The sequence below is a fragment of the Pseudomonas sp. PA-6-3C genome (genome assembly GCF_021605825.1).
Classification (GTDB): domain Bacteria; phylum Pseudomonadota; class Gammaproteobacteria; order Pseudomonadales; family Pseudomonadaceae; genus Aquipseudomonas; species Aquipseudomonas edaphica.
Map to the genome: position 1 here is coordinate 13,365 of NZ_WKDV01000030.1, position 20,354 is coordinate 33,718.

Here is a 20,354-nt window from a genome sequence, read left to right on the forward strand (position 1 = left end):
AGCTCCCACATTTCGATCCGGTTCGACTTTAAGAAATCAGATCAACCCAGTCTCTTCATCATTGATCAGATGGCTCAACCCACCCAGCGCTTCCCGTGCATGGTTACGGTCCATCAGCTTGGCCTGGGCCGCCGGGGGCAGGTCGGTGACGCTGATCACGCCCTTGCGGGTCAGTACCTGAATCAAGTCGTCCAGTACCCGGATCATCTCCATGTCACTTTGTTTGAGCTGGGCCAGGCTGGTTTCCACCACTTCGTTGGCGTACCAGGCCTGGATCTCATGGTGATCGGCCGGCAGGGTTTCGGTCGAATCGGCAAAGGCGGCGGCCTCCACGCGACTCAGCACTCCCTGTGCATCACGTTGCACGTAAAACATAAGAATCCCTCGAAAATGAGCCACACGCGTTCACCAGCATAGGTCAATGCTGTGTTTATGGTCGCGAGTATGCGATGCAACCGGCCGCCAGGGCCAGCGACGTATCGCCCAAGCAAATCGACCGCCCTTGCGGGCGGCCGATAAATCACAGCTTAGGAGGTGTGGTCGATCTTGATGGTCGGGTCGGCGCCTGTAATCAGCGAGTTGATGCTGGTGTGCGACCAATCGTTGCCTTCCAGCTTGATGGTCACATCGGCATTGGCCAGGCCGCCGGCGGCGTTGAGCTTGCCTTCACTGCTGATTTGCAGGGTCGACACACCTTCTACCGTGGTGATCTTGAGGTAGTTGTCGATGGTGCTGTCCGTCTCACCTTTCAACAGATCCTTGAGATCGATCCGGTCACCTTCCGAGGCCTTGAAGTCCTTGATTACGTCGTTGCCGAAGTCGCCCGCCTTCCAGACGAAGGTGTCGGCACCCGAGCCGCCGATCAGGATGTCGTTGCCCGGCCCACCGATCAGGGTGTCGTTACCGGTGCCGCCCAACAGGATGTCATTGCCTTTGCCGCCGTCCAGCAGGTCGTTGCCGCCCTGGCCGAACAGGATGTCATCACCTGCGCCGCCCAACAGCGTGTCGTTGCCGTCCTTGGCGCCGGAGACGTCGAAGTCCGCGTAGTGCTCGGTGACGTACTGGTGCACGTTCGAGGTGGTCACCGCCGAGACAGCCACGCCGGTTTTCTGTGCCACAAAGGCCTGCAGTGCGTTGTAGCCCTCACCGGTAATCCCGCTGAAGCTCACCAGGTCGCCGAAGAGGATGTCGTTGCCGTCGCCACCGCTGATGGTGTCGGCGCCTGGCAGCGTGGCTTCGGTGTGGCCGAGGATCGCGTTGGCCAGGTCCTTCGGATCGATGTTGCTTTGCGGCTTGCCATCGGTGTCGTAAGGCTTGAGGTCGTTGAGGCTGACGTCGCCGTTGATACCGATGGCTTCAACCGCCGACAAGCCTTTGAGCAGTGCAAAACCGCTGTTGGCATTGCTGGTGGTTGACGAGTCGGTGCTGCTGCCGCTGCCGTTGAGGTACGAGACTTCAAACGTCCCGTCGCCCTGGGCATGCACGGTGCCGATAACGCCGTTGTCGTACCAACTGCCACCGCGGTATTGCACCCACTGGTGGACCTGGCCACGACTGTCGATCAACTGCAGGTTAGTGCCATTGACGTTGATGTTGAAGGTGTTGCCCAGCACATAGTTGTTGGTGTTGATGTAATCGTCCAAGCGACCATCGGTGGTGTTGCTGCTATAGAAATCAACCACCACCGGGTTCGTCTGCTCGCCGCTTTGGTAGTAGGTTGGCTGACCATCGGTGATGAAGTACGTCAGGTTCGTGGCACTTGTGTTACTGGTTGCCAGGTTACTCTGGAAGAAGTTCGCAGTGGCCTTGAACACGTCTTCATAGTTGGTACCGCCACCCGACACCATCGAATCCAGCACGGACTTGAGCAACGTCAGTGCATTTGGATCGTTAAGGTTGATCGCGATCGACTTGTTCACCTGGGTATCGAAGTCCGCCAGGAAGATGTTCACGGTGCCCGAGGTGTTCGCGCCGAGGCTGTCTTTGAGCGAGTTGAACACCGACGTCAGCGAAGCTTTGGCCGCGTTGACCGAAGCGGTGCTCATACTGCCGGAACTGTCCACCATGAACGCGATGTTGTAGTTCTTGCCTTGCACCACGTTCAGGCCGCCGATATCGGCCACGACGATGTCATTGCCGTCAGTGCCGACAATGTTGTCGCTGCCCGAAGTACCCGTCACCGAGTTGTAGGTTGCCGGGTACACGGTGACTGGCAATTGCGCCGTGGTAGACGCCGAACCGCCGAGGCTTTCGGTGGAGGTCGACGTCACGGTCAGGTTGAACTGGCCGCTGTAATAGGTCGGTGGCTTGATGGACAGGGTGTTCAGGTCCCAGCCCGTGACGTTCACTTCGCCCACGCCTTTGGTCGCAGTGAAGGTGTGCCCGGACGCGTCGGTGAGGACCGAGCCTGCCGGTACGCCGCTGATCTTCACGCTCAGGGTTTCCGAACCGTCGGTATCAGTCAGCGCGGTGGTTACCTTGGACAGCTTCACAGTGCCGTTTTCCTGGGCTTCGTTAAGCTTGTAGCCCACGTAATAACCGTCACCGTTGCTGCCATGCAGGTCGGACACGGTCACACCGGCGTTGGTCAAATCAGTGAGGCCGGTGTACAGCGGCACGGTGCTGGTGCTCAAGTTCTGAATCGCCCCGCCGTTGATCGACAGATTGACGTCAAAGCTGCCAGGCCCCGCTTGGTTGGCTTGGTAGATCTCGAGGCTGTAGTAACCGCTGACCGTTGGCGTAAACGAGCCGCTGAATTTGCCGCTGTTGGTCGCCCATAGCCCGCTGGCAATGTCTTTGCCGCCAACGTTGACCACCACACTGTCATCGGCGACGCCGCTGAAGGTGTAGCTCTTGCCAGCTTCCATGTACATCAGGCCGGAGATCTTGGAGCCAGAGCCGGCGTTGACATTGTCGACTGACTCGACATTGGTGACGACACTGGTGTTGTTCGGCGTACCTGCGTTGTCGATGGCGTTTTTCAGTACGTCTGGTGCCGCGCCGTTCCCGTTGGTGCCGAGGCCGGCAATGCTGTTCCAGCCCTGTTTGATCAGACCGGTCGAGGCGACATTGTTATCGGCCACGTTCAGCGTAGGTGCATCGGCCACGGGTGTGATATCGACTTTCACCGTGGCGCTGTTGCCCAGGTCCTTGCCGTCGGTAGGCTGGAACTTGAACTGCGCATAATCAGCCTGCTTGTTGCCAACACCGGTGCCGCCATAACCGTCGGCGCCGGACTCGTTGGCGTTAGGCATAAAGCGCAACTGGCCGCCGTCGATCTGGGCCTTGGTGAAGGTCTGGTTGGCAGTCACGTTGGTCCAGGTGGTGCCATCCGCTGCCAGGTATTGCAGCTTGCCGGCCACCGGCAGGTCGGTGATTTTCACGCCCAGGCTGGCTTGTGGCGAATCCACATCGGTCACGCCGAAGTTGGCCCAGGTCAGCGCCAGCGGCGTGTCTTCGGTGCCGGTCACGGCGCTGCCGGTGGCGACTGGCGGATCGTTGACTGCCACCACGTTAACGGTGGTGGTGGCAACGTTGGAATAGTTGCCGCCATCGGTCACGGTCACGGTGATGGTCCGCGGCGTGGTGCTTGGGTCGTGACTGTTGTTGGTGAACGTGATGTTCTGGATACGCTGCATGTAATCAGCCAGCGTCGCGCTGCCCGACAACGTCAGGGTGATGGTGCCCGTCTGGTTGTTGGTGCTGACGATGATGCCATTGACGCTGTTGCCCAGGTTCAGTGCATCACCGGCCTGTGCGTTGGTCAGGGTGACCGTCGCACCGGTCAGCATCGTGCTGTCCGGATCGGTGATCTTGATATCGGTGTCGGCAATCGACACACCCGGCCCGGCGGTGCCTTCGGTGAACGTGGTTCTGTAGTCGGCACCGGTCGCGCCGCTGGAGTTGTTGGCGTCCAGGTCGATGACCGGCGGCGCATCGTTATCGATGATATTGGTGCTGACGCTGCCGTTGCCGACCACCAGGTTCTCGAAGTTGCCGCCGGTGGTCTTGTCGATAGTGATGACAATCTGTTCGGTCGGCTCGGTGATCCTGTCGTCGATCGTGGCGATGTTAAACGGCACGCTGCTGGCGCCCGCCGGGATCTTCACGGTGTATACGCCGTTGAAGTCCGAACCGTCGGTGGCGGTGCCGCTGTACTTGAGCGTCACGGTCACATCGGTTTGCGCCGGGTTGCTCAGGGTCAGCGTGTAATGCGCAGTGCCGCCTTCAGTCACCGAGGCGTCGCCGGTGATGCTGATAGTGGTGTTGTTGACCACATCCGTCACTTTGGTGGTGACGGTGCTGCCGTCGACGATCAGGTGTTCGTACTTGTCGCCGCCGCTGACTACGCCGGTAATCTTGTTGTTCACATCGTTGGCGCCGACATACGCGTCGTTAGGCGCAACAGCCGTGGTGGTGCTGCTGGACTTGCCGTTGCCGATGGTGATGGTCGAGCCGTTATCCAGCCTTACCACCAAGTCGGAACCGACGTTGGTCACTGCAGCGCCGTTCTTGTCGACCAGCGATGCGGTGTAGGTAATCTGACCGCCTTCAGCGACCGATCCGGTGGCTTTGAGCACCACGGTCACATCATCGATGGTGTCGTTGATGGTGGTGGTCGCGCCGCCCGGAGTGATGGTCACGCCTTCGAAGTTACCGCCGGTAGTGCCGGTGATCTTGACGGTTTGGGTGCTCTTGTCGATGAACACGTCATCGCCAGGCGCGGCAACGGTCACAGAGCCTACGGTCGCACCTTGCTTGATGGTGATGCTCGAACCGTTATCCAGCGTGACTACCATGTCGGTGCCAGCCTTGTTGCTCAAGGTGGCGGTGTAGGTGATGGTGCCGCCTTCGTTGACGGCACTCGGTGCGGTCAGCGTGACGCTGGTGAGATCGGTGGTGCCTGGGGTATCCGTCACTGTGGTGTTAACAGGCGTAGTGCCTGGCACCAGATTCTCGAAGTGCGCGCCGCCGGTCACGTTGGTGATGGCGGTGGTAACGGTCTGGTCGCCTTTGTACACGTCGTTGGGTGCTACGACGGTGACGGTGCCGCTGGACTGGTTCACACCGATGGTGATGGTTTTACCGTTGTCCAGGGTCACGGTCAGCGGGCTGGTGATGTTGGTCACCAGCGCGCCGTTTTTATCCACAAGGCTGGCGGTGTAGATGATGTTGCCGCCTTCGCCAACGGTGGTGGTGGCGGTGAGGACTACATCAACCTTGTCGATGGTGTCGTTGATCGTCGTGGTTGCGCCGTTACCTGCAACTTCCAGTTTCTCGAAGTTGCCGCCAGCGGTGTCGGTGATCTTGACGGTCTGGGTGCTCTTATCGATGAACACGTCATCGCTAGGCGCAGGGACGGTCACGGTGCCGACGGTGTCGCCCGCTTTGATGGTGATGGTCGAGCCGTTATCCAACTTCAGCGTGACGTCAGTACCCGCTTTGTTGCTCAAGGTTGCCGTGTAAGTGATCTGGCCACCTTCGTTGACGGCACTTGGCGCGGTCAACGTGACGGTCGTGGTGTCCGCAGTGCCAGGTGTGTCAGTCACTGTGGTGTTAACAGGCGTAGTGCCTGGCACCAGATTCTCGAAGTGCGCGCCGCCGGTCACGTTGGTGATGGCGGTGGTAACGGTCTGGTCGCCTTTGTACACGTCGTTTGGTGCTACAACGGTGACGCTGCCATTCGACTGATTCACACCGATGGTAATGGTCTGGCCATTGTCCAAAGTCACGGTCAGCGGGTTGGTGATGTTGGTCACTGCCGCGCCGTTTTTATCCACAAGGCTGGCGGTGTAGACGATATTGCCGCCTTCACCAACGGTGGTGGTGGCGGTCAGGACCACATCGACTTTGTCGATGGTGTCGTTGATCGTGGTGGTTGCGCCGTTACCTGCAACTTCCAGTTTTTCGAAGTTGCCGCCAGCAGTGTCGGTGATCTTCACCGTCTGGGTGCTCTTGTCGATGAACACGTCATCGCTAGGCGCAGGGACGGTTACTGTGCCGACGGTGTCACCCGCTTTGATGGTGATGGTCGAGCCGTTATCCAGTTTCAGGGTTACGTCAGTACCGGCCTTGTTGCTCAAGGTGGCGGTGTAAGTGATCTGGCCACCTTCGTTGACGGCACTTGGCGCGGTCAGCGTGACGGTCGTGGTGTCCGCAGTGCCAGGTGTGTCCGTGACGGTGGTATTCACCGGCGTTGTGCCCGGCACCAGGTTTTCGAAGTGCTCGCCGCCAGTTACACCCTTAATTGCGGTGGTAACGGTCTGGTCGCCTTTGTATACGTCGTTAGGCGCAACGGTGGTGACAGTGCCGCTGGACTGATTCACACCGATGGTGATGGTTTTGCCGTTGTCCAGGGTGACGGTCAGCGGGCTGGTGATGTTGGTCACCGGATTGCCCGACTTGTCGACCAGCGACGCGGTGTAAACGATGTTGCCGCCTTCACCAACGGTGGTAGTGGCGGTCAGGACCACATCGACTTTGTCGATGGTGTCGTTGATCGTGGTGGTCGCACCGTTACCTGCAACTTCCAGTTTTTCGAAGTTGCCGCCAGCAGTGTCGGTGATCTTGACCGTCTGGGTGCTCTTGTCGATGAACACGTCATCGCTAGGCGCAGGGACGGTCACGGTGCCGACGGTGTCGCCCGCTTTGATGGTGATGGTCGAGCCGTTATCCAGTTTCAGGGTTACGTCAGTGCCAGCCTTGTTGCTCAAGGTCGCGGTGTACGTAATTTGACCGCCTTCATTGACTGCGCTTGGCGCGGTCAGTGTTACGGTCGTGGTGTTATCGGTACCCGGAGTATCGGTGACGGTGGTGCTAACCGGCGTGGTACCTGGGACCAGATTTTCGAAGTGCTCGCCGCCGGTGACGCCTTTAATAGCGGTAGTGACAGTCTGGTCGCCCTTGTACACGTCATCTGGAGCTACAACGGTCACGCTGCCGTTCGATTGGTTCACACCGATGGTAATGGTTTGGCCGTTATCCAAAGTCACAGTCAGTGGGTTGGTGATGTTGGTCACCGCATTACCCGACTTGTCGACCAGCGACGCGGTGTAAACGATGTTGCCGCCTTCACCAACGGTGGTGGTGGCGGTCAGAACGACATCGACTTTGTCGATGGTGTCGTTAATGGTGGTGGTTGCGCCGTCGCCTGCGACTTCCAGTTTTTCGAAGTTGCCACCAGCAGTGTCGGTGATCTTGACCGTCTGAGTGCTCTTGTCGATGAACACGTCATCGCTAGGCGCAGGGACAGTCACGGTGCCGACGGTGTCGCCAGCCTTGATGGTGATGGAAGAGCCGTTATCGAGTTTCAGGGTTACGTCAGTACCGGCCTTGTTGCTCAAGGTGGCGGTGTAAGTGATCTGGCCACCTTCGTTGACGGCACTTGGCGCGGTCAGCGTGACGGTCGTGGTGTCCGCAGTGCCAGGTGTGTCAGTCACTGTGGTGTTAACAGGCGTAGTGCCTGGCACCAGGTTTTCGAAGTGCTCGCCGCCAGTTACACCCTTAATTGCGGTGGTAACGGTCTGGTCGCCTTTGTATACGTCGTTAGGCGCAACAGTGGTGACGGTACCGCTGGACTGATTCACACCGATGGTAATGGTCTGGCCATTGTCCAAAGTCACGGTCAGCGGGTTGGTGATGTTGGTCACTGCCGCGCCGTTTTTATCCACAAGGCTGGCGGTGTAGACGATATTGCCGCCTTCACCGACGGTGGTGGTGGCGGTCAGAACCACATCCACTTTGTCGATGGTGTCGTTGATGGTGGTGGTTGCGCCATCACCAGCCACTTCCAGTTTTTCGAAGTTACCGCCAGCGGTGTCGGTGATCTTGACGGTTTGGGTGCTCTTGTCGATGAACACGTCATCGCTAGGCGCAGGGACGGTTACGGTGCCGACGGTGTCACCAGCTTTGATGGTGATGGTCGAGCCGTTATCCAGTTTCAGGGTTACGTCAGTACCGGCCTTGTTGCTCAAGGTCGCGGTGTACGTAATCTGACCACCTTCATTGACTGCGCTTGGCGCGGTCAACGTGACGGTAGTGGTGTTATCAGTACCCGGAGTGTCGGTGACGGTAGTGTTGACCGGCGTTGTACCTGGGACCAGGTTTTCGAAGTGCTCGCCACCGGTGACGCCTTTAATAGCGGTAGTGACGGTCTGGTCGCCCTTGTACACGTCATCTGGAGCTACAACGGTCACGCTGCCGTTCGATTGATTCACACCGATGGTAATGGTTTGGCCGTTATCCAAAGTCACAGTCAGTGGGTTGGTGATGTTGGTCACCGCATTACCCGACTTGTCGACCAGCGACGCGGTGTAAACGATGTTGCCGCCTTCGCCAACGGTGGTGGTGGCGGTCAGCACCACATCCACTTTGTCGATGGTGTCGTTGATCGTCGTGGTCGCGCCGTCGCCCGCCACTTCCAGCTTCTCGAAGTTACCGCCAGCAGTGTCAGTGATCTTGACGGTTTGAGTGCTCTTATCGATGAACACGTCATCGCTAGGCGCAGGGACGGTTACGGAGCCAACGGTGTCGCCCGCTTTGATGGTGATAGTCGAGCCGTTATCCAACTTCAGGGTTACGTCAGTACCGGCCTTGTTGCTCAAGGTCGCGGTGTACGTAATCTGACCACCTTCATTGACTGCGCTTGGCGCGGTCAACGTGACGGTAGTGGTGTTATCAGTACCCGGAGTATCGGTGACAGTGGTGCTGACAGGCGTAGTACCTGGCACCAGGTTTTCGAAGTGCTCACCGCCAGTCACGTTAGTAATAGCGGTAGTGACGGTCTGGTCGCCCTTGTACACGTCATCTGGAGCTACAACGGTCACGTTGCCGCTGGACTGATTAACGCCGATGGTGATGGTCTGGCCGTTATCCAGGGTCACGGTCAGCGGGTTGGTGATGTTGGTCACCGCATTGCCCGACTTATCGACCAGCGACGCGGTGTAAACGATGTTGCCGCCTTCGCCCACTGTGGTCGTTGCGGTCAGCACCACATCCACTTTGTCGATAGTGTCGTTAATGGTCGTAGTTGCACCATCACCAGCCACTTCCAGTTTTTCGAAGTTACCGCCAGTGGTGTCGGTGATCTTGACGGTCTGAGTGCTCTTGTCGATGAACACGTCATCGCCAGGTGCAGCAACGGTCACAGAGCCGACGGTGTCGCCAGCTTTGATGATGATGCTCGAACCATTGTCGAGTTTCAGGGTTACGTCAGTACCGGCCTTGTTGCTCAAGGTCGCGGTGTACGTAATCTGACCACCTTCATTGACTGCGCTTGGCGCGGTCAACGTGACGGTAGTGGTGTTATCAGTACCCGGAGTATCGGTGACGGTGGTGCTAACAGGCGTAGTGCCTGGCACCAGATTCTCGAAGTGCGCGCCGCCGGTCACGTTAGTGATGGCGGTGGTAACGGTTTGGTCGCCTTTGTACACGTCATCTGGAGCTACAACGGTCACGCTGCCGTTCGATTGGTTCACACCGATGGTAATGGTTTGGCCGTTATCCAAAGTCACAGTCAGTGGGTTGGTGATGTTGGTCACCGCATTACCCGACTTGTCGACCAGCGACGCGGTGTAAACGATGTTGCCGCCTTCACCAACGGTGGTGGTGGCGGTCAGGACCACATCGACCTTGTCGATGGTGTCGTTGATAGTCGTGGTTGCACCATCACCCGCCACTTCCAGCTTCTCGAAGTTGCCGCCAGCAGTGTCGGTGATCTTGACCGTCTGAGTGCTCTTATCGATGAACACGTCATCGCTTGGCGCAGGGACAGTCACGGTGCCGACGGTGTCGCCAGCCTTGATGGTGATGGTCGAACCGTTATCCAACTTCAGCGTGACGTCAGTGCCCGCTTTATTGGAGAGCGTAGCGGTGTAAGTGATCTGACCACCCTCGTTCACTTCAGACGGAGCCGTCAGTGTCACGGTGGTGGTGTTATCGGTACCCGGAGTATCGGTGACGGTGGTGCTAACAGGCGTAGTACCTGGCACCAAGTTTTCGAAGTGCTCACCGCCGGTCACATTAGTGATAGCGGTAGTAACGGTCTGGTCGCCCTTGTACACGTCATCTGGAGCGACAACGGTCACGCTGCCGTTCGACTGGTTCACACCGATGGTGATGGTCTGGCCGTTATCGAGAGTGACGGTCAACGGGTTGGTGATGTTAGTCACCGGCGCGCCGTTTTTATCCACAAGGCTGGCGGTATAGACGATGTTGCCGCCTTCGCCGACTGTGGTGGTTGCAGTCAGGACCACATCCACTTTGTCGATGGTGTCGTTGATAGTCGTGGTTGCGCCGTCGCCTGCGACTTCCAACTTCTCGAAGTTGCCGCCAGCGGTGTCAGTGATCTTGACGGTCTGAGTGCTCTTATCGATGAACACGTCATCGCTAGGCGCAGGGACAGTCACTGTGCCGACGGTGTCGCCAGCTTTGATGGTGATAGTCGAGCCGTTATCCAACTTCAGCGTTACGTCTGTGCCCGCTTTATTAGAGAGCGTAGCGGTGTACGTAATCTGACCGCCTTCATTGACTGCGCTTGGCGCGGTCAACGTGACGGTAGTGGTGTTGTCCGTACCCGATGTATCGGTGACGGTGGTGCTGACCGGCGTAGTACCTGGTACCAAATTCTCGAAGTGCTCGCCGCCAGTCACGTTGGAGATAGCAGTAGTAACGGTCTGGTCGCCCTTGTACACGTCATCTGGAGCTACAACGGTCACGCTGCCGTTCGACTGGTTCACACCGATGGTGATGGTCTGGCCATTATCGAGAGTGACGGTCAACGGGCTGGTGATGTTAGTCACCGGCGCGCCGTTTTTATCCACAAGGCTGGCGGTATAGACGATGTTGCCGCCTTCGCCGACTGTGGTGGTTGCAGTCAGGACCACATCCACTTTGTCGATGGTGTCGTTGATAGTCGTGGTTGCGCCGTCGCCTGCGACTTCCAACTTCTCGAAGTTGCCGCCAGCGGTGTCAGTGATCTTGACGGTCTGAGTGCTCTTATCGATGAACACGTCATCGCTAGGCGCAGGGACAGTCACTGTGCCGACGGTGTCGCCAGCTTTGATGGTGATAGTCGAGCCGTTATCCAACTTCAGCGTTACGTCTGTGCCCGCTTTATTAGAGAGCGTAGCGGTGTACGTAATCTGACCGCCTTCATTGACTGCGCTTGGCGCGGTCAACGTGACGGTAGTGGTGTTGTCCGTACCCGATGTATCGGTGACGGTGGTGCTGACCGGCGTAGTACCTGGTACCAAATTCTCGAAGTGCTCGCCGCCAGTCACGTTGGAGATAGCAGTAGTAACGGTCTGGTCGCCCTTGTACACGTCATCTGGAGCTACAACGGTCACGCTGCCGTTCGACTGGTTCACACCGATGGTGATGGTTTGGCCATTGTCCAAAGTCACAGTCAGCGGATTGGTGATGTTGGTCACTGCCGCGCCGTTTTTATCCACAAGGCTGGCGGTGTAAACGATATTGCCGCCTTCACCAACGGTGGTGGTGGCGGTCAGAACCACATCGACCTTGTCGATGGTGTCGTTGATGGTCGTAGTTGCACCATCACCAGCCACTTCCAGCTTCTCGAAGTTGCCGCCAGCAGTGTCAGTGATCTTGACCGTCTGGGTGCTCTTATCGATGAACACGTCATCGCCAGGCGCCGCAACAGTCACGGAGCCAACGGTATCGCCAGCCTTGATGGTGATGGTCGAGCCGTTATCCAACTTCAGCGTGACGTCAGTGCCCGCTTTATTGGAAAGCGTAGCGGTGTACGTAATCTGACCACCTTCGTTTACTGCAGACGGAGCTGTCAGTGTCACGGTGGTGGTGTTATCGGTACCCGGAGTATCCGTGACGGTGGTGCTCACCGGCGTTGTACCTGGAACCAAATTCTCGAAGTGCTCACCGCCAGTCACATTAGTAATAGCGGTGGTGACGGTTTGGTCGCCCTTGTACACGTCATCTGGAGCGACAACTGTGACGTTGCCGCTGGACTGATTAACACCGATGGTGATGGTTTGGCCATTGTCCAAAGTCACAGTCAGCGGATTGGTGATGTTGGTCACTGCCGCGCCGTTTTTATCCACAAGGCTGGCGGTGTAGACGATGTTGCCGCCTTCGCCGACGGTGGTGGTGGCGGTCAGAACCACATCCACTTTGTCGATGGTGTCGTTGATCGTGGTGGTTGCGCCGTTACCTGCAACTTCCAGTTTCTCGAAGTTACCGCCAGCAGTGTCAGTGATCTTGACGGTTTGAGTGCTCTTATCGATGAACACGTCATCGCCAGGCGCCGCAACAGTCACGGAGCCAACGGTGTCGCCAGCCTTGATGGTGATAGTCGAACCGTTATCCAACTTCAGCGTTACATCAGTGCCCGCTTTATTGGAGAGCGTAGCGGTGTAAGTGATCTGACCACCCTCGTTCACTTCAGACGGAGCCGTCAGTGTCACGGTGGTGGTGTTATCGGTACCCGGAGTATCGGTGACGGTGGTGCTAACAGGCGTAGTACCTGGCACCAAGTTTTCGAAGTGCTCACCGCCGGTCACATTAGTGATAGCGGTAGTGACGGTCTGGTCGCCCTTGTACACGTCATCTGGAGCTACAACAGTGACGTTGCCGCTGGACTGATTAACGCCGATGGTGATGGTCTGGCCGTTATCGAGAGTGACGGTCAACGGGTTGGTGATGTTAGTCACTGCCGCGCCGTTTTTATCCACAAGGCTGGCGGTGTAGACGATGTTGCCGCCTTCGCCGACGGTGGTGGTTGCGGTCAGAACGACATCCACCTTGTCGATAGTGTCGTTGATGGTCGTAGTTGCACCATCACCAGCCACTTCCAGCTTCTCGAAGTTACCGCCAGCAATGTCAGTGATCTTGACGGTTTGAGTGCTCTTATCGATGAACACGTCATCGCCAGGCGCCGCAACAGTCACGGAGCCAACGGTATCGCCAGCCTTGATGGTGATGGTCGAACCGTTATCCAACTTCAGCGTTACATCAGTGCCCGCTTTATTGGAAAGCGTAGCGGTGTACGTAATCTGACCACCTTCGTTCGCCTCGGACGGAGCCGTCAAGGTGACCGTCGTGGTGTCAATCGAGTCGGTAATCGTGGTGACCGCAGGCGTAGTGTTCGGCACCAGGTTTTCAAAGTTGCCGCCGGTCGCGCCAGTAATGGTGGTGCTCACCGTACTGCCATTCACGTAAACGTCGTTCGGTGGAGTGTCGACCACCACACTGCCGACAGATTCGCCAGCTTTGATAGTGATCACCGAGCCATCGCTCAAGGTGACAGTTACCGGGGTTTGCGCCGGGTTGGTCAGGGTGGCGGTGTAGGTAATCTGCCCACCTTCGGTAACGGTATTGGTAGCCGTCAGCGAAACAGTGGTGGTGTCGATCGAATCGGTGATCGTGGTGACCGCAGGCGTAGTGCTCGGTACCAGGTTTTCAAAGTTGCCGCCGGTTGCCCCGGTGATGGTGGTGCTGACGGTCGAACCGTTGTTGTAAACGTCGTTCGCCGGGGTATCCACGACGACGGTGCCAACCGACTCCCCAGCCTTGATCGTAATCACCGAGCCATTGCTCAAGGTGACAGTCACCGGCGTCTGCGCCGGGTTGGTCAAGGTGGCGGTGTAGGTAATCTGGCCGCCTTCAGTCACGGTACTGCCCGCCGTCAGTGTGACGGTGGTGGTATCGATCGAATCAGTAATCGTAGTAACCGCAGGCGTAGTGCTCGGCACCAGATTTTCAAAGTTGCCGCCGGTCGCACCGGTAATAGTAGTGCTGACAGTCGAGCCATTGTTGTAGACGTCGTTCGCCGGAGTGTCCACGACGACGGTGCCAACCGACTCCCCAGCCTTGATGGTAATCACCGAGCCATTGCTCAAGGTGACAGTCACCGGCGTCTGCGCCGGATTGGTCAGGGTAGCGGTGTAAGTGATCTGACCGCCTTCGGTCACGGTGTTACCCGCCGTCAGCGTGACGGTGGTGGTGTCGATCGAATCAGTGATCGTAGTAACCGCAGGCGTAGTGCTCGGTACCAGGTTTTCGAAGTTGCCGCCGGTCGCACCGGTAATAGTAGTGCTGACAGTCGAGCCATTGTTGTAAACGTCGTTCGCCGGAGTATCGACAACAACAGTGCCAACCGACTCCCCAGCCTTGATCGTGATCACCGAGCCATTGCTCAAGGTGACAGTCACCGGGGTTTGCGCCGGGTTGGTCAGGGTGGCGGTATAGGTAATCTGACCGCCTTCAGTCACGGTATTGCCCGCCGTCAACGTGACGGTGGTGGTGTCGATGGTGTCGGTAATCTGCGTAACGGCCGGGTTCGGGTCAATCGTCAGCACCAGGTTGTTGCCGCCGGTGGTGCCGGTGACGTTCACGTTGATCTGGCTTGGGTCGATGTACGGGCTGTCATTCGGTGCCAGCGGCACGTTAACGGTGCCGGTCAGTTGGCCGGCGGTGATGGTGATCACGGCACCATTGGACAGGGTGATGCTCAGGTCATTGATCGGCGGCTGCGTGACGGTGGCGGTGTAGGTCAGCACACCACCAGCTTCAGTGATGGTCGGCGTTGCGCTCAGCGTCAGGGTCGACGTCTGCAAGACCAGGTTGCCATTGCCACCGGCGCCCTGGGCGCCCGTGAGTTGGGTCGTTGTTGCGGCGCCCTGGCCCAGTGGGCCGGTCGGGAACCCGATCGTCGGGTCGACACGGCCAGCCGTCGCGTCCAGTACAACAAAGCTGTGGCCCCCGCCCGCAGCACCATTACCGGCAGCCGTCGCGCCGGCGGCGGTAGCATCCAGGTCGGTGGTCGGGTCGGCGCCCGCAACGATGGCTTGCTGCAGTTCAGCAACCGACGGCGCGGCGTTTTCGGCGGCAGCGGCCAGGTCGAGGCTGGAGTCCGGCAGGTCGGCGCTCCACTGGGTTTCACGGCCCAGGTCCAGGGTGCGGCCGTCGGCCAACTCAAGGCTCACAGCGCCGGACATGCCGGTGTCGATCTGGTCGCCTGCGAACAGACGGTCACCTTCTACTAAAACACGACGCGTCCCTTCCGGAGAAATAACGAAAACTTGACCAACAATGCTTTTGACGATGGCAACTACACTGCTCATTAAAGATTTCTCCGGCGATCCGTTACTGATGAATTCCATGTGACCGCTCGCGGGGGGGGAGGGCCAAACAGGAGGGGTGTAGTATAAGTAGTTACTGACGTCAAATAATTGGCTAGATTTATTCGTTATCTAGTTTATGCCAAAGTATTGACCTTATGGTCGCCATCCTAAACAATTGGCCCCGTAATGTCACATTGATATTTATGCGGCGAACCGTCCTACATGTGTGAAGCAGTTCCGCTTTTTGAACTTTCCGACGTACGGTCATTACGGTAGCCATTATCCGACGCAGCGGTACCAATCGCTGTGATTTGAGACAAGAAGTCCTGGGGAATTTTTAAATGCGTTTGAACCTGTTCAAGGCAATACCGTTCGTACTCGCCGCCGGTTTCGTACAAGCCCAAACATTGCCCCAGGCCATGCAGCAGGCGCTGGATGTGCACCCGGAAATCCAGGCCGGCGTGAACAGCCGTATCGCCGCCGATTACCAATTGCGCGCCGCTCAAGGTGGTTACTTGCCGCGCGTTGACCTGAACGCCGGTTACGGTCGCGAAGGCACCGATAACTCCACCACCCGCGCCGCCAACGGCCCAAACGGCAACCACTGGGACACGCTCAACCGCGGCGAGTCCAGCCTGCGCCTGCAACAGATGATTTTTGACGGTTTCGCCACGTCCAGCGAAGTTGGGCGTCAACAAGCCAACGTCAACTCCCGTGCTTATTCCTTGCTCGGCACCTCCGAGCGCACCGGTTTGACCGTGGCCCAGGTCTACCTGGACGTGTTGACCCGCCGCGAATTCGTGCGCCTGGCCGAAGAGAACCTGCGCAACCACGAACGCATCTACGACCAGATCAAATTGCGCACCCAGCGCGGTGTCGGCAACGGTGCCGACCAGGACCAGGCCGAAGCGCGTCTGGCCCAGGCTCGCAACAACCTGATCACCGAGCAGACCAACCTGGCCGACTCCCAGGTCAACTACCTCAGCGCCGTCGGCCAGATGCCCGACCAGCTTGAGCGCCCAGCGCCATTTATGGCCATGCTGCCGGCGGACCTGAATGAAGCCCGTCGCCAGATGCTCGATAACAGCCCGATCCTGCGCTCGGCCGAGTCGGATATCTCCGCCGCCGAGAGCCAGTACGAAGCTGCCAAGTCGACCTTCTACCCACGCTTTGATGCCGAGCTTGGCACCAACGCCGATAACAACGTAGCCGGCGACGCCAGCCATAACAACGGCTGGGAAGCCATGGTGCGCATGCGCTTCAACCTGTTCGCCGGTGGCAGCAACAAGGCCGACTTGCAGTCCAAGTCGTACCAGACCAGCCAAGCCCTGGATATCCGTAACAACGCCTTGCGCCAACTCAATGAAGAACTGGGCCTGGCCTGGAACGCCTTGAACAACGCCAATGCGCAGTTGCCGGTTGCCCAGCAATACGTCGACCACAGCACCCGCGTGCGTACTTCGTACCAGCAGCAGTTCAGCCTCGGCCAACGAACCCTGCTCGACTTGCTCGACAGCGAGAACGAATTGTTCACCGCTTCCCGTCGTCTGGAAGAGATCAAGAACATTCAGTTATTTACTCAGTATCGAATCAAGGCGACCATGGGTGAATTGCTCAAAAGCCAGGGAGTGGTCGCACCGATGGCGTCCGTCGTACAGAACGACGTGAAACCTAAAGTTCAACTGCCTGGGATGAATTGAGCCACCCCAATAGCCCCATCTGTTAGTCGAGAGTGCGCCGCGTGGAATCCGAAGTCAGTCGAGTTCATCTCAGTCATGATCCACGCACGCTCCACGACGACCCGTTACTGGACGGGTTGTTGGCGCTCTGTGCCCTGCATCAAAAACCTGCCAGCGCGGCCATGCTCACCACCGGTTTGCCGCTGCCGTCGCAGCGACTGAGTGCCGAGTTGCTGCCGCGTGCAGCCGCGCGTGCCGGGCTGCAAGGCCGGGTGTTGCAGCGCAAGCTGGAGCAGATCCCGACGATTGCACTGCCGGCGCTGCTGTTGCTCAAGGACGGCCGCAGTACCGTGCTGGTGGGTTGGCAAGGTGAAGACGAAGCACGCATCCTGCTCAGCGAAAGCGACGGCGGTGAAGTACTGATCAAGCGTGAGCTGCTGGCCAATGACTACATCGGCAAAGTCTTCTTCGCCCAGCCTCAGCACAAATTCGACGTCAACCACGGCACCCTGATCCCTCGGGCGCGCTCGTGGTTTCGCGACACGCTCAAACGTTCGCGCTGGCTCTACACCGACGCCATCGCCGCGAGCTTCCTGATCAACATCATCGCCATGGCCGCGCCGCTGTTTGTGATGAACGTGTACGACCGTGTCGTGCCAAACCAGGCCACCGCGACCCTCTGGGTGCTGGCCGTGGGTATCTGCGGCGCCTACCTGTTCGACTTGGTTCTCAAAAGCCTGCGCAGTTTGTGCCTGGACCTGGCGGGCAAAAAAACCGACCTGATCATCTCGGCCACGCTGTTCGAGCGCATTGTCGGCATGTCCATGAAGTACCGCCCGGCACGGGTTGGCAGCTTCGCGCAGAATATCCATGAGTTTCAGAGCCTGCGTGATTTCCTCGCATCCTTGACCCTCACCAGCCTGATCGACCTGCCGTTTACCCTGCTGATTTTCCTGGTGATCGCCATCCTGGGCGGGCACCTGGTGTGGATCCCGGTATTGGCCTTCCCGCTGGCCCTGGGCATCGGCTATGCCCTGCAAAAACCGCTGGTGGCGACTATGGAGCGGACCATGGCCCTGGCCGCCGAGCGCCAGTCCAGCCTGATCGAAACCCTCGCCGGGCTTGATGCGGTCAAGGTCAACAACGCCGAGAGCGAGCGCCAGTACGGCTGGGAGCAGACCATCGGCACCCTCAGCCGCCTCGAACTGCGCGTGAAGTTGCTGTCGGGTCTGTCGATGAACATGACCTTGCTCATCCAGCAACTGGCCGGCGTGATCATGATCGTGTTCGGCGTTTACCAGATCATCGACGGCAACCTCAGCATGGGCGGCCTGATTGCCTGCTACATGCTCAGTGGCCGCGCCCTGAGCCCGCTGGCCTCGCTGTCGGGCCTGCTGACCCGTTACCAGCAAGCCAAGGTCACCATGACCTCGGTGGACCAGATGATGGAACTGCCCCAGGAGCGCAATTTCGAAGAGCGGCCCATGAGCCGCCGCACCCTGCAAGGTGCCATTGAGTGCCGTGGCCTGAACTTCACGTATCCGAACCAGCAGAACGCCGCGCTGAGAAATATCAACCTGGTGATCAAGCCAGGCGAGAAAATCGGCATCATCGGCCGCAGTGGCTCGGGCAAAAGCTCCCTGGCCAAACTGATCGTCGGCCTGTACCAGCCCGACTCCGGCGCCTTGCTGGTGGACGGTGTGGACGTACGCCAGATCGACGTGAGCGAGTTGCGCCACAACATCGGCTACGTCGCTCAGGACATTCAATTGCTGGCCGGCACCCTGCGCGACAACCTGGTTTCCGGTGCGCGCTATGTAGAAGACGAAATGGTCCTGCAAGCCGCGGAATTGGCCGGCGTGCACGAATTCGCCCGCCTGCACCCACAAGGTTATGAACTGCAAGTGGGCGAGCGTGGGCAGAACCTGTCCGGCGGCCAGCGCCAGAACGTCGCCCTGGCACGCGCGCTGCTGCTCAACCCGCCCATCCTGCTGCTGGACGAACCCACCAGCGCCATGGACAACACCGGTGAAGAACGCTTGAAACAACGCCTGCAAGCTGTGGTGCAAAGCAAGACCGTGGTGCTGGTGACGCACCGTGCCTCACTGCTCTCGCTGGTGGACCGCCTGTTGGTGGTCGACCGTGGGCAGATCCTCGCAGACGGCCCGAAAGCCGTGGTTATGGAAGCGTTGAAAAAGGGGCAGATCAGTGTTGCTTAACTCCATCAAAAGCGCGGTCGGCCGCTACTTCAAAGGCACCGACTCGCTGCAGGGCCAGCCCCTGCCTGAAGTCAACAAAGCGCTGATCGAAGATGCGCCGAGGGTGATCCGCCTGACCATCTGGGCCATCATCGCGTTCTTCATATTCCTGGTGACCTGGGCCGGTTTTTCCAGCATCGACGAAGTCACCCGTGGCGACGGCAAGGCGATTCCGTCGTCCAAGCTGCAGAAAATCCAGAACCTGGAAGGTGGCATCGTCTCCGAACTGTATGTGAAGGAAGGCCAGATCGTCGAAGCCGGTGCGCCGTTGATTCGCCTCGACGACACCCGGTTTGTCTCCAATGCCGGCGAAACCGAAGCCTTGCGCCTGGCCATGCAACTGCGCGTCGAGCGCCTGAGTGCGCAGGTGGATGACCGTCCGCTGAACATCCCGGATGACGTGCTCAAGGCTGCGCCCAGCCAGGCCGCCAACGAGCGCTCGCTGTATGAAAGCCGCCGTCAGCAATTAAAAGACGAAGTCGGTGGTTTGCAGGAGCAACTGGTGCAGCGCCAGCAGGAACTGCGCGAATTCAGCTCCAAGCAAGGCCAGTACCGCAGCCAGTTGTCCCTGCAACGCCAGGAAATCAACATGTCGGAGCCGTTGGTGGCCCAGGGCGCGGTATCGCCGGTGGAAGTATTGCGCCTCAAGCGCGCCGAGATGGAAACCCGCGGTCAGTTGGACGCCACCACCCTGGCGATCCCTCGCGCCGAGTCGGCGATCAAGGAAGTGCAGCGCAAGATCGACGAAACCCGTGGCAAATTCCGCAGCGAAGCCCTGACCCAACTCAATGAAGCCCGCACCGAGCTGAACAAGGCCGAGTCCACCGGCCGTGCCCTCGAAGACCGCGTCAGCCGTACCTTGGTCACCTCGCCGGTGCGCGGCATCGTCAAGCAGCTGTTGGTCAACACCGTGGGCGGCGTGATCCAGCCGGGCAGCGACATGGTCGAAATCGTGCCGCTCAATGACACCCTGCTGGTGGAAGCCAAGATCCGCCCGCAAGACATCGCCTTCCTGCACCCTGGGCAAGAAGCGATCGTCAAATTCACCGCCTATGACTACACCATCTATGGCGGCCTCAAGGCCAAGCTTGAACGCATCGGTGCCGACACCATCACCGATGAAGACAAGAAAACCACCTACTACATGATCACCCTGCGCACTGATCGCAGCCACTTGGGCACCGACGAGAAGCCGTTGCTGATCATTCCTGGCATGGTGGCTTCGGTGGATATCATTACCGGCAAGAAAAGTATCCTCAGCTACCTGCTCAAGCCGATCATCAAGGCGCGGGCCGAGGCGTTGCACGAGCGCTGAT

5 protein-coding genes are annotated in these 20,354 nt (G+C 58.7%); 3 read left to right on the forward strand and 2 right to left on the reverse strand.

Features of this window, described 5'->3' with window-relative positions; all coding sequences use genetic code 11:
• Positions 1-36 precede the first annotated feature (36 nt).
• Positions 37-375 (reverse strand): hypothetical protein, encoded by a 339-nt coding sequence (locus tag GIW48_RS19550; RefSeq protein WP_017134430.1) that lies wholly within the window; start codon positions 373-375, stop codon positions 37-39.
• A gap of 152 nt (positions 376-527) precedes the next feature.
• A complete protein-coding gene (locus GIW48_RS19555; RefSeq protein ID WP_236490677.1) occupies positions 528-15,101 on the reverse strand; it encodes a retention module-containing protein in 14,574 nt (4,857 codons plus the stop codon).
• 341 nt (positions 15,102-15,442) lie between these two features.
• Between GIW48_RS19555 and GIW48_RS19560 the strand changes: the two genes are divergently transcribed.
• From GIW48_RS19560 to GIW48_RS19570, 3 genes are read left to right on the forward strand one after another with little or no spacing between them, the layout of a single operon-like run.
• On the forward strand, positions 15,443-16,801 hold the full coding sequence (locus tag GIW48_RS19560; RefSeq protein WP_017136621.1) for a TolC family outer membrane protein: 1,359 nt from the start codon (positions 15,443-15,445) through the stop codon (positions 16,799-16,801).
• Positions 16,802-16,842: 41 nt separating this feature from the next.
• Positions 16,843-18,999 (forward strand): type I secretion system permease/ATPase, encoded by a 2,157-nt coding sequence (locus tag GIW48_RS19565; RefSeq protein WP_026013663.1) that lies wholly within the window; start codon positions 16,843-16,845, stop codon positions 18,997-18,999.
• Positions 18,989-20,353, forward strand: coding sequence for an HlyD family type I secretion periplasmic adaptor subunit (locus GIW48_RS19570; RefSeq protein ID WP_017136619.1), 1,365 nt, complete (start codon positions 18,989-18,991; stop codon positions 20,351-20,353). The genes GIW48_RS19565 and GIW48_RS19570 overlap by 11 nt, the downstream gene beginning before the upstream one ends.
• Position 20,354: the final 1 nt, after the last annotated feature.